Raw genomic sequence first — 25,425 nt, forward strand, 5'->3', positions numbered from 1 at the left:
ACGGTGTTATCGATGTGGCGCAGTAATGTCATCTGGCAGCATTTTTGTAATCAATGCGACCAGTTGCTGGGATTCATCCTGCGTCAGGCGTGCGGTAAGGTCACTGATGATTGAGGCAAGCGCTTCATTTTGAAAACGATCGCAGATCAGCTGGCCTTTATCGGTTAGAGCCAGAATCACCTGGCGCTTATCCTGCGGATTTGGGTAACGAACAATCAGTTCACGCTTGACCATACGCTCAATCATGCGGCTCATGGCACCAGCATCCATCACCAGGTTTTTGCTGATAATAACGGGGCTGGTTACGCCTTTATAGATACTAATCAACACCTTAAATTGTGCCGCAGTAATATCCATGCCGGAGAAATACTGGCTGATAAGCTGATCTTTAAATTGATTTGCGAGATGAATGAGTAAACCGAGGTGGAATTTGTTGTCGATTTTATCGTCGCTAAAATTCAGATTGTTGCTCATGAATTAGTTGCCTGGTCAGTAATTACATTTGAAATTACTGACCAGGCAACTAATTGTCAAGTTTGTGTCAAGAAAAGCGCACATTTTGTCAGTGCCAGGAGGTTTATTAACTATAAGCCAAACTCTGATAAACGCCTTGCCGCATAACTGTTATTGTTTCGTCTGACTCGATAAAAACAATCAAAATGGAACGATATGAGTATGTTAAACAGGCAACATGGTCTTTTTGCTTTAAGCCTTAGCGCGCTTTTCGTGCTGGCGGGTTGTACCACTAAAACTGCGCCTTCCGTTTCGGAAACCACTAAACCGGTTGATGTCGAAACAGTGGTAAAGCAAAAAATCCCTGTCAGCGTAAAAGACAGAAATAGCTGGGCGAAAGATTTAGCAACCACGTTTAAGAGCCAGGATATCGCCCCAAGCGAAGAGAATATCTGCTCTGTGCTGGCGGTGGCGCAGCAGGAGTCTAATCTCGTGGCTGACCCGGCAGTCCCCAATTTGAGTAAAATTGCCTGGAAGGAAATTGACCGCCGTGCTGAAAAAATGCATATCCCAGCGTTTCTGGTTCACACCGCGTTACTCATCAAATCACCCAACGGCAAGAGCTACAGCGAACGACTGGATAACGTTAAAACCGAGGGGCAACTGAGCGCAATTTTTGATGATTTCATCGATATGGTGCCGATGGGGCAAAAACTGTTTGGTAATCTCAATCCGGTTCATACCGGTGGCCCTATGCAAGTCAGCATCGCGTTTGCCGAACAACACACCAGCGGCTACCCGTGGAAAATGGAAGGAACCGTGCGGCAGGAAGTGTTTACTCGTCGCGGCGGGTTGTGGTTCGGCACTTACCATCTGCTGAACTACCCGGCGAATTACACTCAGCCACTATATCGCTTTGCAGATTTCAATGCGGGATGGTACGCCAGTCGCAACGCGGCGTTCCAGAATGCCGTCAGCAAGGCAACCGGTGTAAAACTGGCGTTAGATGGCGATTTAATTTTGTATAACACCGACAAAGCGGGCAGCACTGAGCTGGCGGTCAGGAAGCTGGCAAGCAAGCTTGATATGAGCGAAAGCCAAATTCACCGGGCTTTGCAAAAAGGCGACAGCATAGACTTTGAAAAAACGGATTTATATCAGCAGGTTTATGCGATAGCAGAGAAGAAATCCGGTAAGAAATTGCCGCGAGAAATGTTGCCGGGAATTACGCTGGAAAGTCCGAAAATCACCCGTAATCTGACGACGGCATGGTTTGCAAAGCGGGTCGATGAACGACGGGCAGCGTGTATGAAACGTTGATATTTGACTGCGCAGGGCAGATAGCCCTGCGTATATTCATTGATTTAACTATGGATTGATTTAAAAGTGAAAACGATGGTGGAACTTCAGCACCAGGCTCACCACACCCAGTAGTGCACAACCGGCGAGAAACGGCACTACACCAAATACAGTGCTGACGATGAACCCCATTTCAATGCGTGGGCGGGTAGTATCATTACCTTGGGCAAGGTGCTCAAGCACGCCCGGGGCGTGAGCCATCAGACTCAGAATCTGCATTCCAACCCAAAAGCACAGCAAAATGAACGCAGCGTATGCCAGATTACTCCGGGTAGATCTCTCTGTTTTGGTTGTTGAAATCGTGGTTATTACAGGAACAACCTGTTTCGACAAACTCATATCAGCCATCACGACCTCCCATGCAACAGTAAAACGATTCAGGCTGCGGCCTGATACTTCAATTGCGTTGAGTTTGGCAGGTCATATGCATTGTCAATATCAGATTGTTGGTAATTTAACGTGCGGAATGCTCCTGGTTTGTGAATGTATGTCTGAGATCACATATCTGTAACTTATGTGAAATTCACGTAACAAAATCCTGTTTAACCCGCATTTACGTGCGGTTTCTCGCCGTGGGCTATGCCACAATAAGCCCTCTCTTTATCCTGACGGGTTGCATCATGTCTGCTAAAACATTGTCTTCAAAAATGCGCCGTGACTGGCACTACTATGCCGTGGCGATTGGTCTCATCTTTATTTTGAACGGTGTGATTGGCTTGTTGGGGTTTAAAACCGAAGGCTGGCAGAATTATGCAGTCGGGTTGGTAACCTGGGTGATTTGCTTCTGGTTGGCGGGATTTATTATTCGCCGCCGCCCGGAACCTGAAGAACCGACGACGGCGAAAGAGTAAGCCTTAGGCGGTAATTGAACTTTTCAACGCGCAATCTTGCAGGTTTCGCTCGAGAGCCAGTTCAATCAAACGTGTAATCAGCGTTTGATAATCTAAGCCGCTCGCCTGCCAGAGTTTTGGATACATACTGATATTCGTAAACCCTGGCAGCGTATTGATCTCATTGATAATAACTTCATTATCGTCAGTCAGGAATACGTCAACACGCGCCATTCCACTGCATTCCAGCGTCTGATAAGCACGCACCGCAATGTCACGAATTTTATCGTTGATGTCGGCTGAAATCGCCGCCGGCACAACAACTTGTGCGCCTTTATCATCAATATATTTAGTGTCATACGAATAAAAATCGCTGCTTACCACGACTTCGCCGCAGGTACTTGCTTGCGGTTCGTCATTGCCTAATACCGCGCATTCAATTTCACGGCCTTTAATCCCGGTTTCAACCACAACTTTATGGTCGAACTCGAAAGCTAAGGCGACAGCTGTTTCATATTGTGCCGCGTTATTCACTTTGCTGACGCCGACGGATGAACCCTGGTTGGCAGGTTTGATAAACAGTGGCAGGCCCAGTTTCGCATCAATTTCTGCGAAGCTAATCTTGTTGCGGTTGGCGCGGGTCAGCGTGATAAACGGAGCGATATTCAGCCCGGCATCGCGTAGCAGACGCTTGGTCACGTCTTTATCCATGCTTACGGCTGAACCTAACACGCCAGAACCGATAAACGGAAGGTTCGCCATGCGTAGCATCCCTTGCAGGGAGCCATCTTCGCCCAACGTGCCGTGAACTATCGGGAAAATAACGTCTACAGGCGCTACAAACTGTGCGGAGGAGGACTCAATCAGCTGATTTTCTGTTTGGCCTGGCACCACGGCAACATTGGTTCCTGAGCGATTCAGGGCAATCAATGCTGGGTTTTCTGCATTTAACAGATAGTTGGACGCATCATTGACATGCCACTGGCCTTTTTTATCAATGCCCAGTAACACCACCTCAAACTTTGATTTATCAATGGCGTCGACAATATTCTTCGCCGACTGTAGCGATACTTCGTGTTCAGCTGACTTGCCCCCAAACACAATCCCAACCCGCAGTTTTGCCATGCCCAAACCCATCCTTAAACAGTACAAAGGCGGACAACATACCACGCTCATTACGAGGATTCATGTGCTTCCTGACGCTTAAAACGGCTCAACTTCTATAATGATTATTCCGTAAACAATATCAGGTGATGGGATGGTGAAAGGAGTGACGATTGTTATTGGCATGGTCATCGTGGCCGCGACAGGCTTTTGGCTCTATGAGCGTTTGCCTGCGCAGTACAATCCCTTTGCTCCGCTTTCTATTGACGACCCGCCGACGCTTGTCACACGCTACAAACTCCGGGCTTTGGCTAACCATCCGCAGGCCTGTCTCGCCCTGTTACAACAGGCGAAACAACGCGGGCAACTCAATTTCCGTAGCGTGTCCGATACCACAGGAAATTGCCCGCTGACCGATACCGTACGCGTGCAAAATTTTGGCAGTGTTGCGCTCAGTAGTAGTTTTCTGGCCAGTTGCCCATTGGCACTGAGCAGCACGATGTTTGTTCATCAACGCGCCGTACCGTTAGCGCAGAGTGAATTTGGCAGCCGACTCACTCATATCAATCATTTAGGGAGTTTTGCCTGCCGCAACATTTACAATCGTGAAGGCGCGCGTTTGAGCGAGCATGCTACGGCGGATGCGCTCGATATCAGCGGATTTGGCTTTGCCAACCAGCAACAAATCAGCATTCTGAAAGGCTGGCGTTCAGATGGGAAAGGGCGGGAATATCTTCACGCTGCGTTTGAAAACGGCTGCCCATATTTTGGCAACTCACTCGGCCCGGAATACAATGCGGCACATGCTGACCATTTCCACCTGGGTATGCGGGGTTATGGCCTTTGTAGATAACAACTATTTGTATGATAAACTTCACAGTATTCAGCCTGGCTTTTTTTACCCCACTAATTAAGCGTGCCCCGTATGGAATCCTGGAAGGTCAATATTATCTCGGTGTGGTTCGGTTGTTTTTTTACCGGCCTCGCCATTAGCCAAATTCTTCCTTTTTTACCGCTCTATGTTGAGCAGCTCGGCGTGACTTCTCACGAAGCGTTATCCATGTGGTCCGGGCTTACATTTAGCGTAACCTTTCTGGTCTCAGCGATAGTGTCGCCGATGTGGGGCAGCCTTGCCGATCGTAAAGGTCGAAAACTGATGTTACTGCGAGCCTCGCTGGGTATGGCGGTGGCTATTTTATTGCAGGCGTTTGCGACCAACGTCTGGCAATTGTTTATTTTACGCGCCGTGATGGGGCTGACTTCCGGATATATTCCCAATGCCATGGCATTAGTGGCTTCTCAAGTTCCGCGTGAGCGCAGCGGCTGGGCTTTGAGCACACTTTCTACGGCGCAAATCAGTGGGGTGATTGTCGGCCCACTTTTGGGAGGCTATATGGCCGACACCCTTGGTTTGCGGATGGTGTTTTACGTCACCGCGGCATTGTTGATGGTCAGCTTTTTAGTGACATTATTTCTGATCAAAGAAGGGGGGCGTCCTAATATCAGCAAAGCAAACCGTTTATCCGGCAAAGCAGTATTCGCTTCCTTACCCTATCCCAAATTAATGATTAGCCTGTTTGTCACCACCATGGTCATACAACTTTGTAATGGCTCTATTGGCCCGATACTCGCGCTTTTTATCAAACATCTGTCTCCGGAAAGTAACAACATCGCGTTTATTAGTGGATTTATTGCCGCAGTGCCGGGTATATCCGCGCTTATTTCTGCCCCCCGACTCGGAAAGTTAGGCGACAGAATCGGTACAGCTCGAGTATTAATGGCGACGCTAATTTTTTCAGTGATATTATTTTTTGCTATGTCATGGGTGACATCCCCGATGCAGCTAGCTGTATTACGCTTTTTACTTGGTTTTGCTGATGGGGCTATGTTACCGGCTGTGCAAACCTTGTTGGTGAAATATTCAAGCGATCAGGTGACAGGCCGGATATTTGGTTATAATCAATCGTTTATGTATCTTGGTAATGTTGTCGGGCCATTAATTGGGGCCGGTGTTTCTGCGATGGCCGGTTTTCGATGGGTATTTATTGCAACGGCAGTGGTGGTATTGCTCAACGTTTGGCAATTAGCTGTAATGTTGCAGCGTAAAAAGCAACAAGACGAAAAAAGAAATGAGATCGCGCCATGATTTCAGAGTTATTTTTAGATGCTAAATAACGGGTAATACTATTTTTTTTGCTCTCTGACACATATTTGCAGAGCCGTATAAAAATAGTCTCGCCTCCCTCTATGCAACATGAAATCAGAATGTTAACGTCATGCTTCGTATCCCTTTGGGCAATAAATATGAAGAATCTCATCTCTGAGTTACTGTCTAAACTCGCCGAAAAAGAAGAAGAGTCAAAAGAGTTTGTCGCACAAATTGAAGCCCTGGAAATAGTTGTTACTGCCATGCTTTGCCGAATGGATAAGAATGATCGGCAGGCCATGGTCACCCATATTCAAAGCGCGCTAAATGAAGTCCGACCTACCGAAGCGGTAACGGAGCGTGATACTGACCTTCTGAAGCAATATTTAGATAAGCTGTTAACCCAACCGCGTAATTGATTGCCTGCGTCACTATCTCTGAATTTTTTTATTATTAAGGGAAGTTAAAGTAAAACGACAGTTCATGGTTTTATTCTTTAACTAAACCCATTTAATTTCCCTTATAGCGTTGGGATATTCGCCTTTTCGGAAACCTCGACCCAAAATTAAAGCACCACAATAAAAAGGATGGTGCTATGAAAACAGTATTAATGATGGTGTTACTGGCAGGTGTTGTTGGGGCCGCAACCGCAGCAGATAAAGCAATGACTCCGCAACAGCAACGCATGACTTCATGTAACCAGCAAGCCACATCACAAACCCTGAAAGGTGATGAACGCAAAACTTACATGAGCAACTGCCTGAAGAACAGCCAGTCAGAGCCAGCAGATAAGAGTCTGACTCCGCAGCAGCAGAAAATGAAAGATTGTAATGCTCAGGCGGGCAAACGGACATTATCAGGCGATGCGCGAAAAACTTTCATGAGTAATTGCCTGAAAAAACAAATCAAATAACCTAAATGGGTGAGTCGGTTCGCTGACTCACCCGAAAAATCATACTTCCCCCCTGGCTCGAGTTTCTATAATTACGGCAAATGTTTCAGAATATTCCTAAATATCATGAATGATGAATTCAGCTCTGGTAGATGGCTTCCTGGGGGAATTATGGAAAGCTCAACGTACCTTGACGAAGACAGGCACCGCTCGGGTCGACGGTTCGCCCGCCGCCTGTACATCCCAAGAATCATTGGCTTAGCGACAGGTTTTTTCTGTGTCTCTTCGGTATTAGTTTTGCAGCCAGTGTCCGGTTGGTGGTGGTTGTTATTGGTTGCTTATGGCTTTATCTGGCCGCATTTTGCCTGGCAAACTGCCGATCGCTCGAGCGACCCGGCCCGGGCAGAAATCCGCAATTTAATGGTTGATTCATTAATGGGTGGCGTGTGGATTGCCGTCATGGGGCTGAATGCGCTTCCTTCGGCATTGATTTTCACCATGTTGTGCATGAACAACGTGGGCTGTGGTGGGGTAAAATTGTTTGGGATGGGGCTTGGGGTGATCTTGCTGAGTTGCCTGTTAACGCTAGGGTTGGCACGCATTCCTCTTAATCTGGAAACCATGCCATCACAGGTATGGATTTGCCTGCCGTTTCTGCTTGTTTATCCCGTTTACTTTGGCCTCGTCAGTTACCGCACCGCGCTCAAACTTTCGGAACATAAACGCAGGTTGATGCAAATGAGCACTCGCGATGGTATGACTGGGGTATATAACCGCCGTCACTGGGAGCATTTGCTGCACGGCGAGTATGACAACTGCCAACGTTATCAACGTAGTGCGACGCTATTGCTCATTGATATCGACCACTTCAAATCGATTAACGACTCATTTGGACATGATGTGGGTGATGAAGCCATTCTCGCCATTACTGAACATTTGCAGCTTAGCCTGCGAATTACCGATGTGATAGGGCGGTTCGGTGGCGATGAGTTTGGGGTCATTATGTCAGGGACACCGCAAGAAAGTGCAATCCAGGCGATGGCTCGCGTTCGTGACTATCTCGACGAGTTTCGTTTACCGCGAGCACCTCATGTACCGCTGCGCATAAGCGTGGGCGTTGCGGAGTTCAATAAGCACATGGTGAACTATCGAGAATGGTTAAAAGCGGCAGATGTGGCGTTGTATAAAGCTAAAAAACTTGGACGAAGCCGTACTGAAGTGGCTGATATAGCAGCATAAAGCCCTCACCTGAAAGCAGGAGAGGGCATAAGGATTACGATTTACCTAAATGCTCAGACTTCGCCATACACTTCACCACGGCTTCCATCACAGCAGCTCTGAACCCTTTTTCTTCCAGAACTTTTACCGCTTCAATCGTTGTTCCGCCGGGTGAGCAGACCATATCCTTCAACTCGCCCGGATGCTGGCCGGTTTCCAGAACCATTTTCGCCGAACCCATAACCGCTTGTGCCGCGAACTGATAAGCCTGCTTACGCGGCATTCCGCCCAGTACCGCAGCATCAGCCATCGCTTCAATAAACATAAACACATATGCCGGGGCGGAACCGCTCACGCCCACAACCGGGTGAATCATGGTTTCCGACACCACCTCAGCAAGACCAAAGCTGCGGAAAATATTCACCGCATCGGCAATATCTTCAGAGGTGACTAACGCGTTTGGCGTAATTGATGTCATCCCGGCATTCACCAGGGCTGGCGTATTGGGCATGGCACGGATAATTTTACGGTCGTGTCCCAGGGCTTTTGCCAGCGAATCCAACGTGATGCCTGCGGCAATGGAAATCACCACCGTATCTTTATTCAGGCTGGAATTGACTTCACCCAGCACTTTTAGCATCACATTGGGCTTCACCGCACCGAAAACGATATCGGCAATTTGAGCAACTTCCTGTGCACTTTGCGCGGCATTAATACCGTATTGCTCGCGCAAGGCATCGACTTTATCGGGCGATGGCGTATAGACCCAGATGTTGCCTGGAAGCACTTGCCCACTGGCTATCAGACCACCAAGAATGGCTTTTCCCATATTGCCGCAACCGATAAATCCAATTTTCTTATCCAAAGTCTCACTCCATCGTTTTGAGTTGTGTGATGAGCATAGCTTAACGTGATTTCACTGGCTTCGGCTAACAGCAGGCAAAGATAAAGTTTGCGATTCTGAAAAAGCACGGCAAGATCCCTCCATTAGCGTCGGCAATCAGGAGTCGTGATGCAAATTTGGGTGGATGCAGATGCGTGTCCAAAAGTGATAAAAGAAGTGTTGTTTCGTGCCGCTGAGCGCACGCAAACCATGGTAACTCTGGTGGCAAACCAGGGAATGAAAACGCCGCCTTCGCGTTTTATCCGTAGCCTGCAAGTGGCATCGGGTTTTGATGTAGCTGATAACGAAATTGTCAGGCGCTGTGAAAAAGGCGATTTAGTGGTGACGGCGGATATTCCTTTGGCTGCCGATGTGCTGGAAAAGGGCGCGATTGCACTCAATCCTCGCGGCGAACTTTACACTCCTGCCACCATTCGAGAACGCCTTACGATGCGTGATTTTATGGATACATTAAGAGCCAGTGGTGTGCAGACCGGCGGGCCTGACAGCCTTAATCAGCGTGACCGTCAGTTATTTGCGAACGAACTCGAAAAGTGGCTGCTTGTTGCCAGTCGCTCTAAAAGCGCTTAATACCGATGTAATTCTACACCGCGTACTAGCTTGCTGGTATGATGACACTCTTTGGCGGACTTCTAAGGATTAGCCACCGATGACTCAACCCATTTATTTAGTCGGCGCACGAGGTTGTGGCAAAACAACCGTGGGTGTTGCATTAGCGCAGGCATTGGGCTGTAACTTTGTTGATACCGACCATTACCTTTTAACGACCACCAAAATGAGCGTTGCCGATATCGTCGCACAAGAAGGGTGGGACGGTTTTCGTCGCCGTGAGTCTGGTGCGCTGCAAAGCGTTACGGCGCCAGGTACGGTTATTGCGACCGGGGGCGGCATGGTGCTGGCCGAAAGCAATCGTCAGTTTATGCGCGAGCACGGCGTGGTTATCTACCTGCGTGCACCGGCGCAAATCCTGGCCTCACGCTTAGAAGCCTTCCCGGAAGAAGGCCAGCGTCCTACGCTTACCGGTAGGCCGATTACCGATGAAATCGTCGAAGTGCTTGCGGCCCGTGAAGCGCTCTATAACCAGGCCGCACACCATATTGTTGATGCCACGCGTTCCCCTGAAGAAATTGTCGCCGCGGTGCTGGCGGCATTGCATACGGCTCATGCCAGCTAATCATTGTCTATACTTAACGCTCATCCATAACCTAAGGAAGAGCGATGGCGAGCAATCCTCCATATCCACGGGAAGCGCGAATTGTTGCCGTTGAAAAAGGCGCAACGGACCAAACAGTGACCTGGTATCAACTTCGTGCCGACCATCCCCATCCTGACACGCTAATTAGCGAGCATGAAACAGAATAAGAAGCGCGGGATGCTAAGCGGCGTTACGAAGATCCGCAAAAAACCTAGTGTCACTGGCAAGGATGCCGCATCTTCTCCCTCTTTTGAATTAACTCAATGACCTGCGATAAATCACATCTTTCAGTTAATCCATTTGTTAAAAAATAATTATCGTGATGTTGTACTAATGTCGTTGGCGTTTCGTTGAATATTCCGGCAGATGCTCTGCAATTATGCTGCTACGCTTTGTGGTTAATTATTGAACGACCTTCAGCAGAGTATCATTCACAGGAAAGATACCAGCGCAGCAGTGAGGGGCTGATATGGGACAAGGGCGGAACGAAACATGAAACAAACATTGGCAATTATCACCATCGGCGTTGTTCCGGTCAGTGAAATCCTGCCGCTACTCACGGATCACATTTCTGCTGATCAAATCAAACTATTCAGCTTGCTTGGTAATCTTTCGCATGACGAAGTGATGGCGGAATATGCTCCGGAGGCAGGTGAAGAACCTTTACTCACTCTTTTATCCGGTAATCTTCTGATTTCTTTGGGGAAGCAGAAAGTAGAGCGTGCGTTACAGGACGTGCTTGAAGTGCTGGATAACCAGGGTTTCGATGTCATTTTACTCATGAGTTCACACCGTTTTGCCAATCTAACGGTACGCAAAGGTATTTTGCTGGAGCCAGAGCGCATCATCCCGCCGCTGGTAGCCTCGATTGTCGTCGGGCATCAGGTCGGGATTATTATCCCGGTGCCTGAAATGCTTAAATTCCAGAGCCAAAAATGGCAACTTTTAGAGAGTGAACCGCTGTATGAATTGGCGAATCCGATTCATGGAACGGAACAGGATTTAATCGATGCAGGTAAGAAACTGGTAGCAGATGGTGCGGATGTACTGCTTCTGGATTGCCTGGGCTTTCATCAAAAACATCGTGATTTGCTGCAAAAATCATTGGATGTTCCGGTATTGTTATCGAACGTGCTGATTGCTCGGCTGGCGTCGGAATTGCTCGCTTAACGGCAGGCAATAATTTGCGTGACAGGCTCTTAAGTTCCCCTCTATATTGTTTTTTCAACTATTTTTAAAAGGGCCTGGTCATGCTTCAAAGTAATGAGTACTTTTCCGGTAAAGTGAAATCTATTGGGTTTACCAGCAGCAGCACTGGCCGCGCAAGTGTTGGGGTCATGGCTGAAGGTGAATATACTTTTGGCACAGCTCAACCAGAAGAAATGACAGTGGTGAGTGGGGCATTGCATGTTTTACTGCCGGGCGAAACCGAATGGAAAACGTATGCTGCGGGCACCGTGTTCCATGTTCCCGGACACAGTGAATTCCATTTACAAGTCGCTGAACCGACTTCCTATCTTTGCCGTTATCTGTCTGATAAATAATGTATTTATTTCCCTCTTCCCCATAGGGAAGAGGGAACGGACTTTAGCGCTGGGCTTCGCCGCCTAACGCTTCAACCAGATTCTTAATCAACGCCGCTAATTCCCCTGTCATCAGAATAAAATCAGCATCAAAACGTTGGCCAAAATCTTCGCGGTCGATGTCATCGTTCTGTTCACGAATGGTGTCCGCAAATTTCAAACGCTTAATCGAACCGTCGTCAGCAATTAAAAACTGAATACGTTCTTGCCAGTCAAGAGCCAGTTTAGTGACCACTTTATCGGCTTCGATATGTGCGGCAATTTCGTCGCAAACCAGGTCCTGCTGCTTGCAACGAATCACACCGCCGCCTTCAAGAATGGCTTTCAGCTCGGCTTCATCCATTAGTGCAAAGCCGGGAGGTACGTCGCCAGAGCGAACCCATTCGGTCAGTGTCAGCTCAATTGGGTTTTCGAGCGCAAGCGGCACGACTGGCAACGAACCAAGACTTTTACGCAGCAACGCCAGAGTATCTTCTGCTTTCTTGGCACTGGCACAATCCACCATGATTAAACCGTTTACGGTATCAATCCACATCATGGTTTGATTGAAACGACTAAAAGCGCGTGGCAGCAAAGAATGCAGCACTTCATCTTTCAGGGAATCTTTCTCGGTTTTTTTCAGCTTACGAGCTTGTTCGGCTTCAAGGCGGCTGATCTTCGCTTCCAGTTCTTGTTTAATCACCGGAGCCGGGAGAATTTTTTCTTCTTTACGGGCGCAAATCACAATCTGCCCGTTGGCAACATGGGTTAATGCATCGCTGTGCGAACCCATCGGCGACACCCAGCCGGTCTTGGCCATATCCTGGCTACCGCAAGGGGTGAAAGTAAACGCGGCCAACTGTTTTTCCATGTCATCCGCTGAAAGCGTGATGTCACGGCTTAAACGGTAAACCATTAAATTTTTGAACCACACCATGATTATTTCCCGGACTGTCAGTTAAACGCAGCGGGCATGATAACGAATCGGGCGCTGTGTTTCATTGCCTTTACGGGGCTGCACTTCTATTCTATTGATAACAATAATTAAATGAGGGCATCGCCGTGCGTATTGGTATCGACTTAGGTGGAACAAAAACAGAAGTTATCGCTCTGGCCAACGACGGGAAACAACTTTTCCGCCATCGCTTGCCAACGCCGAAAAACGATTACCAGCAGACTATCGGCACGATTGTTGAGCTGGTGCGCCTGGCAGAAGAGGCCACTGGTGAGACTGGAACCGTAGGTATCGGTATACCCGGTTCGATCTCGCCTTATACCCGCGTGGTCAAAAATGCCAACTCAACCTGGCTTAACGGCCAACCTTTCGATAAAGATCTGTGTGATGCTCTGCAGCGTGAAGTTCGTCTTGCTAATGATGCTAACTGTCTGGCGGTTTCTGAAGCAACCGACGGGGCTGCAGCCGGTGCGGCAATGGTTTTCGCGGTGATCATCGGTACAGGCTGTGGATCGGGCATCGCCATTAACGGGCGTAGCCTGATTGGCGGCAACGGTACGGCGGGTGAGTGGGGCCATAACCCTTTACCATGGATGGATGAAGACGAATTGCGTTTTCGCGAGGAAGTGCCTTGCTACTGCGGCAAACAAGGCTGTATCGAAACCTTTATTTCCGGCACGGGCTTCGGTACAGATTACCTTCGTTTGAGTGGTCATGCCCTTAAGGGTAATGAGATCATGCATTTAGTCGAGCAACAGGATCCGGTTGCAGAACTGGCGATCGCTCGCTACGAAATGCGCCTGGCAAAATCACTGGCCCACATTGTCAATATTATTGATCCCGATGTGATCGTGCTCGGCGGCGGTATGAGTAACAACGAACGTTTGTACAAAACAGTGCCGCAGCTAGTGAAGCCGTGGGTCTTTGGCGGTGAATGCGAAACCCCGATTCGCAAAGCGGTTCATGGCGACTCCAGCGGCGTACGCGGTGCGGCGTGGTTGTGGCCGCTGGAGAAGTAAAAGCTGGTGGATGACGCTGCGTTAATCCGTCCTGTGAGATCTCATACTTAGGTCGGATTAGCGTTAGCGACATCCGGCAAAAAATAATCTATTGAACGCCTGAACCATTTGTAGGTTTCCCTATTTTCTTTTATGTGACACCTGTCACAGTCATCTCGCTCTTCCAATCTTATCTTTCACGTCCATTATATTGTTGATTTTATTATATTTATCAGGGTAATGATTCAGTTTCGACTATGTGCTCTGGTCAATAACTCCACGGACAGGAAAGGACTTCCCTCATGGCCTCAGACGGCACCCGCTTTACCTTCACCGCGGGGCGCACTCCGGCGGACACCTTTGCGGTGGTGGGCTTTAAATTAAAGCAGTCTCTCTCTTCGCTATTCACTCTGGATATCTCCGTCGCCTGCAATGACCCGGCGATTGGCTTTAAAGCCATTCTCGACGAATACGGGGTTCTCACCATCTGGCAGGGCGAGGTGATTAAGCGCCGGGTGCGAGGTATCGTCACCTTCTGCGAGCAGGGCGATTCCGGCAAACACCAGACGATTTACCGCATGACGGTACGCCCGGAGTTCTGGCGCAGCTCCCAGCGTCAGAACTGCCGCAGTTTTCAGAATTACGACATCCAGTATATTTTTGCCAAACTGCTCAAAGAAATGCGTATCCGCACGCATGACGCACTGTTCCGCCGCCCGCATCCGGCGCGGGAATTCTGCGTGCAGTTTATGGAGTCGGATTACGATTTCATCGCCCGTCTTGCCGCCGAAGAGGGGATTTTTTTCTTCGAGGATGAATATCTCGATGACAGCGACCAGAAACTGAGCTTCACCGATGACCGCTGCAACCTGCGCGGCCTCGGGGCTTTCCCGTACAACCCGAATGCTGCCTCGGAATCGTCCACGTACTGCATCAACACCTTTTGCCGCAGCGCGCAAATCCGCCCGGCCAAAGTCACCACAAAGGACTACACGTTCACCGCCCCCGGCTGGCAGGCGCAGTACCAGGAAGAAGGGGCAGACCTGTCGTATCAACGCCCGGACTATGAAATATTTGATTATCCGGGGCGTTTTAAGGATGAACAGCACGGTGCGGATTTTGCGAAATATCAGGTGGAAGGCTGGCGCAATAACGTCGATTTTGCCAGTGGCACCAGTAATTGCCCGCAGCTCCAGCCGGGGCGCTGGTTCACCCTCACTGACCATCCGCGGGAAGATTTAAACAGCCCGTGGCAGGTGGTGTCATGCGAGATGAACGGTAGCCAGCCGCAGGCGCATATCGGCAGCGCCGGCCAGGGCACCACGCTCACCAACCGCTTTTATGTTATTCCGGCCACCCAGACCTGGCGCCCGACACCGTTGCCGAAACCGCTGGTGGACGGCCCGCAAATCGGCATTGTCACCGGTCCGGCCGGGGAAGAAATCTACTGCGACGAGCACGGGCGCGTGACGGTGAAATTTGCCTGGGACCGCTACAACAAAACCAACGAAGAAAGCTCGTGCTGGGTGCGCGTCTCCCAGGCATGGGCAGGCACCGGATTCGGCAACATCGCCATTCCGCGTGTCGGCCAGGAAGTGATTGTCGATTTCCTGAATGGCGACCCCGACCAGCCGATTATCACCGGGCGCACCTATCACGCCGCTAACCGCGCACCGGGCGACCTGCCGGGGACGAAAACCCAGATGGCGATACGCTCGCAGACGTATAAGGGTAATGGATACAACGAACTGATGTTCGACGACCAGACAGGCCAGGAGCTGCTGTCGATGCATGCCCAGAAGGACATGAAAACGGTGGTGCTGAATAACCGTGATACGAATGTGAAAATCGACCATACGGAAACCATCGGCAACAACCAGAAGGTCACGGTCGGGCTGGGGCAGACGGTGAAAATCGGCAAGGAGAACGCCGCCGGGCACGACCAGAACATCACCGTGGCGCACGACCGCAGCATCACCGTCCGCAATGACCAGACGCTGAAAGTCACCCGCGACCGAGCGGTAAACAGCGGGCGCGATGACAATCTGTATGTGGAGCGCGACCGTAAAGTCACGGTAAAAGGCAGCAAGCAGCACAGCACGACAAAAGACCATATCAGCCTGGTGAAGGGCCATCACAGCCTGGAAGTGAAAGGCGACCTGGCACAGAAAGTGGCGGGTGCGCTGGGTATGGATGCGCAGGGCGATATTGTGCTGCAGAGTGGGAGCAAAATCACGCTGAAAATGGGCAGCTCATTCATTGTCATCCACCCCGGCGGCGTGGACATCACCGGGCTGAAAATCAATCTCAACGGCGGGGGGAGCCCGGGGACAGCGGTGAAAACCCTGGAGGCGGCGGTACTGAGCCGTCTGGGCGATGAGGATGATTCGGCAGATGAGTCGCCGGAGGATAGTGACGAAGGTGGTGGTGGAGATTCCGGTGGCGATAACTCAGGTGAGCAGGATGAGCCAAAAGATGAGGATGAACCTGATGAATATAAGATCTTGTTTAACTTTAAAGATACTGATGGGTCTCCTTATATCGACATAAAATATATTGCTTATTTCGCTGATGGATCACAGAAGGAAGGAGTAACAGATAAAGAGGGTAATACGGAATTATTTATACAAGATGATGACAACGAGATAGAAATTAAACTGTTTAGTCCGGACTTTGATACATTTTGGGGAGATGAAAATGAGTAATACAACAAAAGGAAAACCATCAAAGAAAACAACAATCATTAATCAATGTAAAATTAATGATTTCAATGCAATGATGAAAGAGGCTGGCGAAGCCATGGATAGAGTGCTGGCGCGAAGGAAAAAAGATCTTGAAAACTGGGGTAATGACGAGCAAGAGGAATTTTACGCTATATTTGGCTCCAAAGGTGAACGATTGGTTCATGTAAACATGCCGATAAAAGGAGTCGAAAATATTGTTGAAATAAAAGCATTAGATGTTATGAAAGATTGCATCAGAAGGCTTTGCGAGATTAAGAAAAAATTAACAACCGATAGTTATATCAATTTAATCTATGATCCTGATAACCCTGAGGCTCCAACCAATTCTAAAATCCCCCGAGACCCCAATCTTCCGGATACATTTTGTGCTTATGTAAATCCAGAACAACAAGATAACTACAAAGTAAATATAGGGATAAATTTTACTGGGAGAATAAATGCTAAAAATATGAGGGCTTGTGGAGAGGTAATGGGAGAGAGTTCTCGTGTATCTACACTGTGCCATGAAATAAGTCATTTTAAGAAGAAATTTGTCGATTCTTCCTTAGGAGGAATGGGTACAGTTGATTACGATGTTGATGGTCACAGAAGGGAGCCAACAGAAGAGGATAAGTGGACCCTTATAGAGCACCAGTCCGGGGCGATGAAACTTATAGATAAGGGAAGCGAGAATGTTTTTGATAATTCTTATAACATTGAAAAATATTTTGAAATAATAGTATAACCCTTTGATAGTTTGACAACCAAACACGATCATATAAGGACAAGGGAATGTTACATATCGTTAAAAATAAATCATTAAGTATTCCGCTTATAGGGGTATTTTTTTTATTATCATTTCAGTTGGTTGCCGGTGATTTAACAGTTATGAAATATGGGTATGGTAAGCGAGGGTTCAATGGTACAGACTATGAAAAGGCGGAGGTTCATTTTCTGAACGAAAAATATGATGAATATACTGTTTTTGATTTTAAAAAAATATATAAAAACACAAAATTTAATGCCGATATTGGCCTTTCGATTGAACAAAAGAACAATGATGTTTTAGCAACGGTTACCATTAAAAATCTCGGTACTAAAACTTTTTATATTCGGAAAATAGAATTCCCTTTGTATTTATCATCTGAGAAACCTAACAAACACGGTGTAGCTAAATCCATGTCATGTGGCTCAGGTTTTTTCGTAACTACCAGCAATATATTACTGGATTATTTAGGTTCAATGTGTGATTACGGTGGTAATTTTGATAAGGAAGACTGGGCTGAATTTCAAGCAGGAGAGACCTTTTCATATACAGTAATGCTCAATGATAGTTTTGTATTTTTTCACGATAAAAAAAATTATGAGATTGGAACTGCAGAGTATAATTTAGTTAATGATGAGTGGTTCCTGGATCGTGATATATATAACTATTTGTTTTCTATATTTGATGTAGAATTATATGATTGTTATTTAAAAGGTAACGTTAAATATATTTATAAGAAAAATAAAATATGTCAAAGGTATTATTTTAGGGATAAAGGAATGGAGAAAACATTCGATATGATAAATTTTGACGGCATAAATAATGATAATGAAATTAACATAATGTCTAATCAGGTTAGTGTGGAAATTGATGGAAGAAAAATCAAGTCTCTGTTTGATGAAGACTGATTTGATAGAGTTAATATATTTCTATATTAATATTTTGATGTGAAACCATTAAACAATCCCGGAGATAGAATATGCCCTTCGCCGCAAAACTCAATGACAAAGGCTCCCAACATGATGGCTACCGCGAAACTGTCATAACAGCGGGTTCACCAACCGTATCCATTGACGGGTTACCGGCAGCCCGAATGGGGGATCCGTTGACACCCCATGACAAACCTAAACATCCGCCTCACCCGCGTAAAATAGCGAGTGGTTCAGGCACCGTATTTATTGATGGTCTTCCCGCAGCGAGAGCCGGTGATGCTATTGATTGTGGTGGCGTTGTTATTGGTGGTAGTACGGTTAATATTGGCTGAGCATCAGGCGGTGCTATCAGAATACGGCTTCTTAGATGGAAGCCGTCCATTCCAGAAAGTTAGAGGGATCACCCGACCGCAAACTCTTTCGCCAGCCGACTTACGCCTAATCCGTTAATCTTCTTCACCTTAATCTGCACCGGAATACGCTCTTTCATCGCTTCGACGTGGCTAATAACCCCGATGGTTTTACCGCTGGCGTTAAGCGTGTCGAGCGCATCCAGCGCGGTATCCAGCGTTTCTGCATCCAGTGTGCCAAAACCTTCATCAAGGAATAGCGAGTCGATTCGTGTTTTATGGCTGACCAGGTCTGAAAGTGCCAGCGCGAGTGCAAGACTGACCAGGAAACTCTCTCCGCCAGAAAGCGTGCGAGTGTCGCGCACCGCATCGGCCTGCCAGGTATCGACCACCTGCAATTCCAGCGCTTCGCTGTCTTTGCGTTGCAGCAAATAGCGCCCGTGTAAACGGTTGAGCTGGTTGTTTGCCAGCCACACTAAGTTATCGAGCGTCAGTCCCTGGGCAAATTTACGGAATTTGTCACCTTCCTTCGAACCAATCAGCGCATTGAGATAGCCCCAGTCTTCAACTTGCTGCTGGCACTCAACAATAGACTGCATCAACCCTTGCTGGCGCTGGCGGTTTTCTGCGTCATGGCGGAGCTGTTGCTGAATTTGCCCCTGCTGTGTCGTGTTGTCGCGCAGCTGCTGATTGCATTGCGTCAGTTGGTCTTGCAGGGCATTAAGCTCGACATCGGCAACCAGCGTTTCCGGGCGTGCAGATTTGTGTTCTGCCAATGCTTTTTCAACCTGCCCGAAGAGCACGGTCTGCTGCTGAAGTTGTTGCTCAAGCTGTTGTTTTTTAAGTTCGAGTCTTTGGCATTCGGCTTCATCCAGCAACGCTGCCTGGAATGTTTGCGCATCAGCAAACGGGCTGGCGGCGAGTGCTGCGAGAAATTGCTCGCTTGCCTGAGCAACGCGCGTTTCTTCTTGCTTTTGTTGCTGTTGCAGCGTCCGCCACTGGCTTTCCAGCGCAATACAATCACTGTGCAGGCTATGCCAGTTCTGTAACGCCGCATTTTGTTCGTTTTCCGCTAGCGGTGCAGGCGTGGTGCCATCGTCAACAAATGTGCTGAGAATATTTTCCAGCAACGTCAGTTGCTGTTGCACGCGGGGAAGCTGTTCATGGCGCTGTTGCCACTGTTGTAATTCCTGCTGACGCTCCGCCAGCCAGTTATTCTCTTCGCCAGGAGTCGGGTATTGCAGCCCAGCGTTATTAAGCGCGGTAGTGATTGCTTCGCGCTGTATAGCAATTTCAGCGACAAGTTTAGCGTGTTGAGCACGTGTCTGAGCAAGCTGCTCTTCCAGCACAATGCGCTGGCTTAAGTGATGTAACTGTTGTTCGCGCTGTTCTTCGCTTTCCAGCCACTGCTGGAGGTCGTCTTCCGGCGCGAGAGTCAGTTGCAGATTTGCGCACAGTTGTTGCCAGCGTAAGCGCAATCCGTTTTCTTCTTCGTTCAGCGCAGTGATAGCCGCCAGCAGGTTTTCGCGCTGTTTACGCTGCGTATCAAGCTGGCCTTTCATCGCAAAGCCCGCTTCCGCAAGAATGGCGACTTCACGTTTAAGCTCGGTTAGCCGCTGCTGATTTTCTCCGGGCTGAATCGCCTGATAATCAGAGACCGCCGGATGTTGCGTCGAGCCGCACAGAGGGCAAGGTTGATGAGGCTGTAAACGAGCGCGCTCGGCTTCAAGGCTGACGATACGCAGTTCAAGCTCACACACTTTCTCGAGATCACTCTCATGCTGGCGGCGTTCTTTATATTGCTGGCGCTTTAAAACCAGCTCCGCATCACCCTCGGAAATTTGTTTTTCGAGGGCGGCAATCTCTTGTTGTTGCTGCGATTTGCGTTTGAGAAGCGATGAAAATTGAGGCTGTAATGTGGCGAGCTGCTGGCGCTGCGGACGTGCAGCCATCGTTGCTTGTAAGTAGGCACTTACTTCATCAGCACTGATAGACATTTCAGCGACTGGCAGAAGTTCGAGCTTCTTCTGGCTTGAATCGATATTACGCTGCAATTCCTGTAGTTTTTCAGCCTCACGCTGCTGCTGACCAAACCCCATGCGCCAGCCCGCCAGCTCAGTCCCCCATTGGCTGTATCGGTCGTGAGATTTCAGCCATTCCTGGAGTTGCGTGCTTTCCTGCGTGAGTTTTGCAGCCATGCTTGCGGCAGCCTGCCGTGTCTGCTGGCGTCGTACTGTCGCCTGATGTAAGCGAGCATTCACTTCTTCACACTGAGCATGTGTGTTTTGCAACGTTGCCTGCAACTCCTGCAAACGTTGCCAGTCAGGGCGCAGTTTTTCTGCCGGTTGTGCGCGAGTCAGTTTATCTAATTCTGGGGCGGCAGCTTCTATTGCCCGGTTCGCCGCATTCAACGATTGTTCTGCCTGCGCATGTTTTTGCGTGAACTGCGTCAGTTGGCCTAGCCATTGCTGATGCTGCTGGAGTTTCATTTGTTCTGCGAGTAGCGCTTTTTCTTCAGCGCTCAAGGTCTGCAAACTCTCAGAAAGCCGCTGGTGCTGCTCTTCACTTAACAACGCTACGCCAGCGGCCTGCGCTTGTAGGTTCTCAAGCTGGCTGCGCACATTTTTATGATTCTCGAACACCGCCGCAGAAACGGTGCCGTAAATTTCAGTTCCGGTCAGCTCTTCGAGCAAAGAGGCGCGGTCATTGGCATTGGCATTTAAGAACGCGGCAAACTGACCCTGGGATAGCATCATTGAGCGGGTGAAACGGTCGTAATCCAGACCGGTAAGTTTGGCCGTAACCTCAAGTTTGTCTTTCACTTTATCGGCAATAATCCTGCCACTTGCCACTTCTGCAAGCTCGACACGCGGGGCTTGTAGATTGCCGTTGGCCGCATTGCGCGCCCGGTTCTGGCTCCAGAAGGCACGATAGGCAACTCCTTTTACTTCAAATTCCACTTCCGCCAGGCATTCGGCGGTATCGCGCGTCATGAGATCATTTTGCGATTGCGTGACGGTATTGAGGCGCGGTGTCTGGTGGTAAAGCGCGAGACAAATCGCATCGAGCAGCGTGGTTTTCCCTGCTCCTGTTGGCCCGGTTATGGCAAACAAACCGTTGCTGGCGAACGGTTCGCGGGTGAAATCGACTTTCCATTCCCCTTTCAGGGAGTTGAGATTTTTTAGGCGCAGGCTAAGGATTTTCATGCTTCTTCCTCCACGTCATGCAGGCTCGCCACCGTTTGGGCAAATAGCGTTCGCAAACGTTGCGCTCGTTCTTCGGAGGTGTCTTCCTGAACCAGGCGGCGCTCAAAAACCTCTTCAACCGTCAGTTCACTCAGCGTTTCTTTATGTTGCTGGGCGATAACGCGCTCGCGCTGTTCGCGGCTGCGGCGCAGCAACACCACTTCGACGGGGAGCGTTTCGGTTAATTGCTGAATATGGCGTTGCATATCATGCAGATATTCTTCGGTAGCGATTTCAATATCCAGCCAAACTTTGGGTTCTGCTGGTGCATCGCACCACTGCGCGAGTTGCTGTTCGATTTCACTCAGAGAACCTTTGATGACCGCTAAAGGCTGGCTGACAGGCACCGTCAGCGGAGTCACTTCATGAAGCACGCCTTCGGCAAACTCAACCAGATAAACACTTTTGTTCTTGCCCGTTTCGTCAAAACTTAACGGGATGGGCGAGCCGCTATAGCGAATATGTTCAGTGCCACCAATGAGTTGGGCGCGATGGATATGGCCGAGTGCGATGTAGTCGGCAGCAGGGAAATGCTGCGCCGGGAAAGCATCCAGCGTGCCGATGTAAATATCGCGCACCGCATCGCTTTTGGTTACACCCACGGTGGTTAAATGGCCGGTAGCGATAATCGGCAGCTTCGCATCAGCGCGTAATTCGCAGGCGGCGGTGTAACACTGCTGGTAATGTTCGCTGATGGCTTCCATCAACGAACGCTGCTTTTCGTGGCCGGAAAGTCCCGCCTGGCTGTTTTGAATATCCCGGGGGCGCAGGAACGGAATCGGACAAAGAATGGCACCCGGTTCGCCCGATTTAGTGTTGAGTACGATAGCTTGCTGGCTGGCATCATGCCGCGCACTGGCGATGACATAAGTATTCAGGCACGCCATTAATTCACGAGATTCATTCAGCGTGGCAACGGAATCGTGGTTTCCCGCCAGCACCACAAGGGAGCAGCCGGTTTGCTGCAGTTGCACCACAAAACGGTTATACAATTCGCGCGCGTAACTCGGCGGCGAGCCGGTATCAAAAATATCGCCTGCGACAATTATCGCATCCACATCATGCTCGACTGCGGCTTGCAGCAACCATTCAAGAAACGCCTGGTGCTCTGGCCCACGGCTTTTGGTATAAAAATTTTGACCAAGATGCCAGTCTGATGTGTGAATAATGCGCATTGGTTGTCCCTTGGCATAAAAAAGCGTGGCGGGATTATAAAGCGGATGAGCAAGAACGACACAATTGAGTGTCATAATTCATTGTGATGAGTCGCCAGGCATTTATGTTTTTCATAAATCTGTCATAAATCTGACGCATAATGGCACCGCATTGAAACAACAATAATTATTCCTTGAGCAGGGCGAATCATGGCGAAGCGTATTTTAGTCGTAGAAGATGAAGCTCCAATCCGTGAAATGGTGAGCTTTGTGCTCGAACAAAACGGTTTTCATCCTGTAGAAGCGGAAGATTATGACAGTGCAGTGAATCTGCTTATCGAACCCTTTCCGGATTTAATTTTACTGGACTGGATGTTACCGGGTGGTTCAGGTATTCAATTCATTAAGCATCTGAAACGTGAAGCATTAACACGTGAAATCCCTGTCATGATGCTGACGGCGCGTGGCGAAGAAGAAGACCGCGTGCGAGGGCTTGAAGTTGGAGCCGATGACTATATTACCAAACCGTTTTCCCCGAAGGAGCTGGTGGCACGCATTAAAGCTGTGATGCGCCGCATCTCTCCGATGGCGGTGGAAGAGGTGATTGAGATGCACGGACTGAGCCTTGATCCGTCATCGCACCGCGTCATGACTGGTGAGAACCCGTTGGATATGGGGCCAACAGAATTTAAATTATTACACTTCTTTATGACACACCCGGAACGGGTGTATAGCCGTGAGCAACTGCTTAATCATGTATGGGGCACCAATGTTTATGTCGAAGACCGAACGGTGGACGTACATATTCGGCGGTTACGCAAAGCGCTTGAACATAGTGGACATGACAGAATGGTACAAACAGTACGCGGTACGGGTTATCGGTTCTCAACCCGCTTTTAATTCCTTGTCAGGAGAATGACGCGTGCTGGAAAGGTTATCATGGAAAAGGTTAGTGATGGAGCTGGTGCTCTGTTGCATACCCGCCGCCATCTTAGGTCTTATTTTCGGCCATTTACCGTGGTTTTTATTACTGGCAGTTACCGGACTGCTGGTTTGGCATTTCTGGAATTTACTGCGTTTATCGTGGTGGCTGTGGGTGGATCGCAGTATGACGCCGCCGCCAGGCCGCGGGAGTTGGGATCCCCTGTTGTACGGTCTTCATCAGATGCAGTTGCGTAACAAAAAGCGCCGCAAAGAGTTAGGTAATCTGATTAAGCGTTTTCGTAGCGGAGCCGAATCGCTGCCCGATGCGGTAGTTCTGACCACGGAAGAAGGGACGATTTTTTGGTGTAACGGTCTGGCGCAACAATTGCTGGGGTTACGCTGGCCGGACGATAACGGGCAGAACATCCTTAACTTATTGCGCTACCCGGAATTTACTCGCTATCTGTCGCAAAAAGAGTTTTCACGTCCGTTAACTTTGGTACTCAATACGGGACGCCATCTGGAGTTCCGTGTGATGCCCTACAGCGATGAGCAGTGGCTGCTGGTGGCTCGCGATGTGACTCAGATGCACCAGCTCGAAGGGGCGCGACGTAATTTCTTTGCTAACGTCAGCCACGAACTGCGAACGCCGCTCACGGTGCTGCAAGGTTATCTGGAGATGATGCAGGACCAGACGCTTGAAGGGCCGCTGCGTGAGAAAGCATTAGGCACGATGCGCGAGCAAACTTCGCGCATGGAAGGGTTGGTTAAGCAGCTTCTGACGCTTTCAAAAATAGAAGCCGCTCCGGCCATGGTGCTCAATGAAAAGATTGATGTGCCGCTGATGCTGCGTGTTGTAGAGCGTGAGGCGCAAACTCTCAGCCATGAACGGCAGACGATACAATTTGATATCGACCCCACGCTGAAAGTCTTTGGCAATGACGAGCAACTCAGGAGTGCGATTTCCAATCTTGTTTATAACTCGGTCAACCATACGCCAGAAGGCACGCATATTACGGTGAGCTGGAAACGCGTGGCGGGTGGGGCAAGTTTTAGCGTGACTGATAATGGTCCGGGGATTTCAGCAGAACACCTTCCGCGCCTGACGGAGCGTTTTTACCGCGTCGACAAAGCGCGTTCGCGTCAGACGGGCGGCAGCGGGCTTGGGCTGGCGATAGTCAAACACGCTTTAAGTCACCATGACGCACGCCTGAATATTGAAAGCCAGCCGGGCAAAGGTTCGACGTTTTCCTTTGTTTTGCCCGAGCGTTTAATCGTTAGCGAGAAATAGACTGATAATCAGTTTTCGTCGCCTGGATAAGCGAAGCGTCATCCGACATTAGCGCAATAAGTGTCAAAATAACTTTCCACAGGCCAGTTTTCTGGCCTGTGTTTTTTTTGCCCACATGTTAATAAAAAATCCTCGATTGTTTATAATTTAACCACACAAAAGACCATAATCTTTTCTTATGATTAATCAGATTCACTAAATATGTTGTTAATTAAAGGATATCAATCTGGTTTCTGGATCCGTTCTTGCCTTCAAACGCTATAAGCGTTTTAATTGCCGCCCTGTGATTGGCAGACCGACTGGATATGAGTGGTAATTCAAACAACTATTCTTCTCCACCGATCCCGGAAAGGATTTTCCGCTGTCGAGTCTACTGATTGCCGCTTTTATGCCGAGTTAACAGGTATAAAAATTTGAATACTTT

25 protein-coding genes and 1 pseudogene are annotated in these 25,425 nt (G+C 48.9%); 19 read left to right on the forward strand and 7 right to left on the reverse strand.

Annotated features, from left to right (window positions below; translation table 11 throughout):
• Positions 1 to 6 precede the first annotated feature (6 nt).
• Positions 7 to 474 (reverse strand): MarR family transcriptional regulator, encoded by a 468-nt coding sequence (locus AC0IWZ_RS03565; protein ID WP_471678142.1) that lies wholly within the window; start codon positions 472 to 474, stop codon positions 7 to 9.
• A 201-nt stretch (positions 475 to 675) separates the two neighbouring features.
• On the opposite strand from AC0IWZ_RS03565, the gene AC0IWZ_RS03570 reads away from it, so the two are divergent.
• A complete protein-coding gene (locus tag AC0IWZ_RS03570) occupies positions 676 to 1,773 on the forward strand; it encodes a DUF1615 domain-containing protein (protein WP_471679090.1) in 1,098 nt (365 codons plus the stop codon).
• 60 nt (positions 1,774 to 1,833) lie between these two features.
• Here the strand turns inward: AC0IWZ_RS03570 and AC0IWZ_RS03575 are convergent, their stop codons facing one another.
• Positions 1,834 to 2,160 (reverse strand): DUF2755 family protein, encoded by a 327-nt coding sequence (locus AC0IWZ_RS03575; protein WP_034493647.1) that lies wholly within the window; start codon positions 2,158 to 2,160, stop codon positions 1,834 to 1,836.
• A gap of 272 nt (positions 2,161 to 2,432) precedes the next feature.
• Between AC0IWZ_RS03575 and AC0IWZ_RS03580 the strand changes: the two genes are divergently transcribed.
• Positions 2,433 to 2,663 (forward strand): DUF2754 family protein, encoded by a 231-nt coding sequence (locus tag AC0IWZ_RS03580; RefSeq protein ID WP_115630607.1) that lies wholly within the window; start codon positions 2,433 to 2,435, stop codon positions 2,661 to 2,663.
• 3 nt (positions 2,664 to 2,666) lie between these two features.
• Here the strand turns inward: AC0IWZ_RS03580 and ddlA are convergent, their stop codons facing one another.
• Entirely contained in the window at positions 2,667 to 3,767 is a 1,101-nt protein-coding gene (ddlA, locus tag AC0IWZ_RS03585) for a D-alanine--D-alanine ligase (RefSeq protein WP_471678141.1), read from the reverse strand.
• A 133-nt stretch (positions 3,768 to 3,900) separates the two neighbouring features.
• Between ddlA and AC0IWZ_RS03590 the strand changes: the two genes are divergently transcribed.
• The 5 genes from AC0IWZ_RS03590 to adrA all read left to right on the forward strand — a co-directional run bounded on the left by AC0IWZ_RS03590 (position 3,901) and on the right by adrA (position 8,023).
• On the forward strand, positions 3,901 to 4,599 hold the full coding sequence (locus AC0IWZ_RS03590; protein ID WP_471678140.1) for an extensin-like domain-containing protein: 699 nt from the start codon (positions 3,901 to 3,903) through the stop codon (positions 4,597 to 4,599).
• Positions 4,600 to 4,671: 72 nt separating this feature from the next.
• Complete coding sequence (locus AC0IWZ_RS03595; protein ID WP_034493654.1) at positions 4,672 to 5,892, forward strand: multidrug efflux MFS transporter; 1,221 nt, start codon at positions 4,672 to 4,674, stop codon at positions 5,890 to 5,892.
• Positions 5,893 to 6,050: 158 nt separating this feature from the next.
• Positions 6,051 to 6,311, forward strand: a complete 261-nt coding sequence (gene iraP, locus AC0IWZ_RS03600) for an anti-adapter protein IraP (RefSeq protein ID WP_034493823.1) — start codon at positions 6,051 to 6,053, stop codon at positions 6,309 to 6,311.
• Between the two features lie 176 nt (positions 6,312 to 6,487).
• Positions 6,488 to 6,805 (forward strand): PsiF family protein, encoded by a 318-nt coding sequence (locus AC0IWZ_RS03605; RefSeq protein ID WP_471678139.1) that lies wholly within the window; start codon positions 6,488 to 6,490, stop codon positions 6,803 to 6,805.
• 90 nt (positions 6,806 to 6,895) lie between these two features.
• On the forward strand, positions 6,896 to 8,023 hold the full coding sequence (gene adrA / locus AC0IWZ_RS03610) for a diguanylate cyclase AdrA (protein ID WP_410372456.1): 1,128 nt from the start codon (positions 6,896 to 6,898) through the stop codon (positions 8,021 to 8,023).
• Positions 8,024 to 8,057: 34 nt separating this feature from the next.
• Here adrA and proC read toward each other — a convergent pair whose 3' ends face one another.
• Positions 8,058 to 8,867 carry a pyrroline-5-carboxylate reductase gene (proC, locus tag AC0IWZ_RS03615; protein WP_034493660.1) on the reverse strand — a complete coding sequence of 270 codons (810 nt, stop codon included), beginning with the start codon at positions 8,865 to 8,867 and terminating at the stop codon, positions 8,058 to 8,060.
• A gap of 147 nt (positions 8,868 to 9,014) precedes the next feature.
• Here proC and AC0IWZ_RS03620 point away from each other — a divergent pair, with 147 nt between their 5' ends.
• The 5 genes and pseudogenes from AC0IWZ_RS03620 (at position 9,015) to ppnP (ending at position 11,645) form a co-directional block, all read left to right on the forward strand.
• A complete protein-coding gene (locus AC0IWZ_RS03620) occupies positions 9,015 to 9,476 on the forward strand; it encodes a YaiI/YqxD family protein (RefSeq protein WP_034493662.1) in 462 nt (153 codons plus the stop codon).
• Between the two features lie 79 nt (positions 9,477 to 9,555).
• The gene (gene aroL / locus AC0IWZ_RS03625) at positions 9,556 to 10,080 is read left to right on the forward strand and encodes a shikimate kinase AroL (RefSeq protein ID WP_471678138.1); all 525 of its coding nucleotides are present in this window, start codon (positions 9,556 to 9,558) and stop codon (positions 10,078 to 10,080) included.
• 44 nt (positions 10,081 to 10,124) lie between these two features.
• Positions 10,125 to 10,265: pseudogene (locus tag AC0IWZ_RS03630) on the forward strand (YaiA family protein); the annotation flags it as partial.
• A 328-nt stretch (positions 10,266 to 10,593) separates the two neighbouring features.
• Complete coding sequence (locus tag AC0IWZ_RS03635; protein WP_034493666.1) at positions 10,594 to 11,271, forward strand: AroM family protein; 678 nt, start codon at positions 10,594 to 10,596, stop codon at positions 11,269 to 11,271.
• A gap of 80 nt (positions 11,272 to 11,351) precedes the next feature.
• Positions 11,352 to 11,645 carry a pyrimidine/purine nucleoside phosphorylase gene (gene ppnP / locus AC0IWZ_RS03640; RefSeq protein WP_471678137.1) on the forward strand — a complete coding sequence of 98 codons (294 nt, stop codon included), beginning with the start codon at positions 11,352 to 11,354 and terminating at the stop codon, positions 11,643 to 11,645.
• A gap of 43 nt (positions 11,646 to 11,688) precedes the next feature.
• On the opposite strand, the gene rdgC is transcribed toward ppnP, so the two are convergent.
• A complete protein-coding gene (gene rdgC / locus AC0IWZ_RS03645) occupies positions 11,689 to 12,600 on the reverse strand; it encodes a recombination-associated protein RdgC (RefSeq protein WP_471678136.1) in 912 nt (303 codons plus the stop codon).
• Between the two features lie 125 nt (positions 12,601 to 12,725).
• Between rdgC and mak the strand changes: the two genes are divergently transcribed.
• From mak to AC0IWZ_RS03670, 5 genes are all read left to right on the forward strand, one after another.
• On the forward strand, positions 12,726 to 13,637 hold the full coding sequence (mak, locus tag AC0IWZ_RS03650) for a fructokinase (protein WP_034493669.1): 912 nt from the start codon (positions 12,726 to 12,728) through the stop codon (positions 13,635 to 13,637).
• 281 nt (positions 13,638 to 13,918) lie between these two features.
• Positions 13,919 to 16,321, forward strand: a complete 2,403-nt coding sequence (locus AC0IWZ_RS03655; protein WP_471678135.1) for a type VI secretion system Vgr family protein — start codon at positions 13,919 to 13,921, stop codon at positions 16,319 to 16,321.
• Entirely contained in the window at positions 16,314 to 17,084 is a 771-nt protein-coding gene (locus tag AC0IWZ_RS03660; RefSeq protein ID WP_410372388.1) for a M35 family metalloendopeptidase, read from the forward strand. The genes AC0IWZ_RS03655 and AC0IWZ_RS03660 overlap by 8 nt, the downstream gene beginning before the upstream one ends.
• 47 nt (positions 17,085 to 17,131) lie before the next feature.
• Positions 17,132 to 18,013 carry a hypothetical protein gene (locus tag AC0IWZ_RS03665; RefSeq protein ID WP_471678134.1) on the forward strand — a complete coding sequence of 294 codons (882 nt, stop codon included), beginning with the start codon at positions 17,132 to 17,134 and terminating at the stop codon, positions 18,011 to 18,013.
• A gap of 71 nt (positions 18,014 to 18,084) precedes the next feature.
• Positions 18,085 to 18,369, forward strand: coding sequence for a type VI secretion system PAAR protein (locus tag AC0IWZ_RS03670; RefSeq protein ID WP_410372385.1), 285 nt, complete (start codon positions 18,085 to 18,087; stop codon positions 18,367 to 18,369).
• Between the two features lie 68 nt (positions 18,370 to 18,437).
• On the opposite strand, the gene sbcC is transcribed toward AC0IWZ_RS03670, so the two are convergent.
• The gene (sbcC, locus tag AC0IWZ_RS03675; RefSeq protein WP_471678133.1) at positions 18,438 to 21,593 is read right to left on the reverse strand and encodes an exonuclease subunit SbcC; all 3,156 of its coding nucleotides are present in this window, start codon (positions 21,591 to 21,593) and stop codon (positions 18,438 to 18,440) included.
• Entirely contained in the window at positions 21,590 to 22,807 is a 1,218-nt protein-coding gene (gene sbcD, locus AC0IWZ_RS03680) for an exonuclease subunit SbcD (protein ID WP_471678132.1), read from the reverse strand. Before sbcD ends, sbcC begins: the two co-directional genes overlap by 4 nt.
• 189 nt (positions 22,808 to 22,996) lie before the next feature.
• Between sbcD and phoB the strand changes: the two genes are divergently transcribed.
• A complete protein-coding gene (phoB, locus tag AC0IWZ_RS03685; RefSeq protein ID WP_034493679.1) occupies positions 22,997 to 23,686 on the forward strand; it encodes a phosphate response regulator transcription factor PhoB in 690 nt (229 codons plus the stop codon).
• Positions 23,687 to 23,708: 22 nt separating this feature from the next.
• Positions 23,709 to 25,001 (forward strand): phosphate regulon sensor histidine kinase PhoR, encoded by a 1,293-nt coding sequence (gene phoR / locus AC0IWZ_RS03690; RefSeq protein ID WP_034493680.1) that lies wholly within the window; start codon positions 23,709 to 23,711, stop codon positions 24,999 to 25,001.
• Positions 25,002 to 25,425 lie beyond the last annotated feature (424 nt).

It is taken from the genome of Buttiauxella sp. AC142, from assembly GCF_979253435.1.

Excerpts from the sequence above, each read along its gene's own strand:
- AC0IWZ_RS03565 (WP_471678142.1), bottom strand. The coding sequence starts at position 474 with ATGAGCAACAATCTGAATTTTAGCGACGATAAAATCGACAACAAATTC.
- AC0IWZ_RS03570 (WP_471679090.1), top strand. The coding sequence starts at position 676 with ATGTTAAACAGGCAACATGGTCTTTTTGCTTTAAGCCTTAGCGCGCTT.
- AC0IWZ_RS03575 (WP_034493647.1), bottom strand. The coding sequence starts at position 2,160 with ATGGCTGATATGAGTTTGTCGAAACAGGTTGTTCCTGTAATAACCACG.
- AC0IWZ_RS03580 (WP_115630607.1), top strand. The coding sequence starts at position 2,433 with ATGTCTGCTAAAACATTGTCTTCAAAAATGCGCCGTGACTGGCACTAC.
- ddlA (WP_471678141.1), bottom strand. The coding sequence starts at position 3,767 with ATGGCAAAACTGCGGGTTGGGATTGTGTTTGGGGGCAAGTCAGCTGAA.
- AC0IWZ_RS03590 (WP_471678140.1), top strand. The coding sequence starts at position 3,901 with ATGGTGAAAGGAGTGACGATTGTTATTGGCATGGTCATCGTGGCCGCG.
- AC0IWZ_RS03595 (WP_034493654.1), top strand. The coding sequence starts at position 4,672 with ATGGAATCCTGGAAGGTCAATATTATCTCGGTGTGGTTCGGTTGTTTT.
- iraP (WP_034493823.1), top strand. The coding sequence starts at position 6,051 with ATGAAGAATCTCATCTCTGAGTTACTGTCTAAACTCGCCGAAAAAGAA.
- AC0IWZ_RS03605 (WP_471678139.1), top strand. The coding sequence starts at position 6,488 with ATGAAAACAGTATTAATGATGGTGTTACTGGCAGGTGTTGTTGGGGCC.
- AC0IWZ_RS03620 (WP_034493662.1), top strand. The coding sequence starts at position 9,015 with ATGCAAATTTGGGTGGATGCAGATGCGTGTCCAAAAGTGATAAAAGAA.
- aroL (WP_471678138.1), top strand. The coding sequence starts at position 9,556 with ATGACTCAACCCATTTATTTAGTCGGCGCACGAGGTTGTGGCAAAACA.
- AC0IWZ_RS03635 (WP_034493666.1), top strand. The coding sequence starts at position 10,594 with ATGAAACAAACATTGGCAATTATCACCATCGGCGTTGTTCCGGTCAGT.
- ppnP (WP_471678137.1), top strand. The coding sequence starts at position 11,352 with ATGCTTCAAAGTAATGAGTACTTTTCCGGTAAAGTGAAATCTATTGGG.
- rdgC (WP_471678136.1), bottom strand. The coding sequence starts at position 12,600 with ATGGTGTGGTTCAAAAATTTAATGGTTTACCGTTTAAGCCGTGACATC.
- AC0IWZ_RS03655 (WP_471678135.1), top strand. The coding sequence starts at position 13,919 with ATGGCCTCAGACGGCACCCGCTTTACCTTCACCGCGGGGCGCACTCCG.
- AC0IWZ_RS03660 (WP_410372388.1), top strand. The coding sequence starts at position 16,314 with ATGAGTAATACAACAAAAGGAAAACCATCAAAGAAAACAACAATCATT.
- AC0IWZ_RS03665 (WP_471678134.1), top strand. The coding sequence starts at position 17,132 with ATGTTACATATCGTTAAAAATAAATCATTAAGTATTCCGCTTATAGGG.
- AC0IWZ_RS03670 (WP_410372385.1), top strand. The coding sequence starts at position 18,085 with ATGCCCTTCGCCGCAAAACTCAATGACAAAGGCTCCCAACATGATGGC.
- sbcC (WP_471678133.1), bottom strand. The coding sequence starts at position 21,593 with ATGAAAATCCTTAGCCTGCGCCTAAAAAATCTCAACTCCCTGAAAGGG.
- sbcD (WP_471678132.1), bottom strand. The coding sequence starts at position 22,807 with ATGCGCATTATTCACACATCAGACTGGCATCTTGGTCAAAATTTTTAT.
- phoB (WP_034493679.1), top strand. The coding sequence starts at position 22,997 with ATGGCGAAGCGTATTTTAGTCGTAGAAGATGAAGCTCCAATCCGTGAA.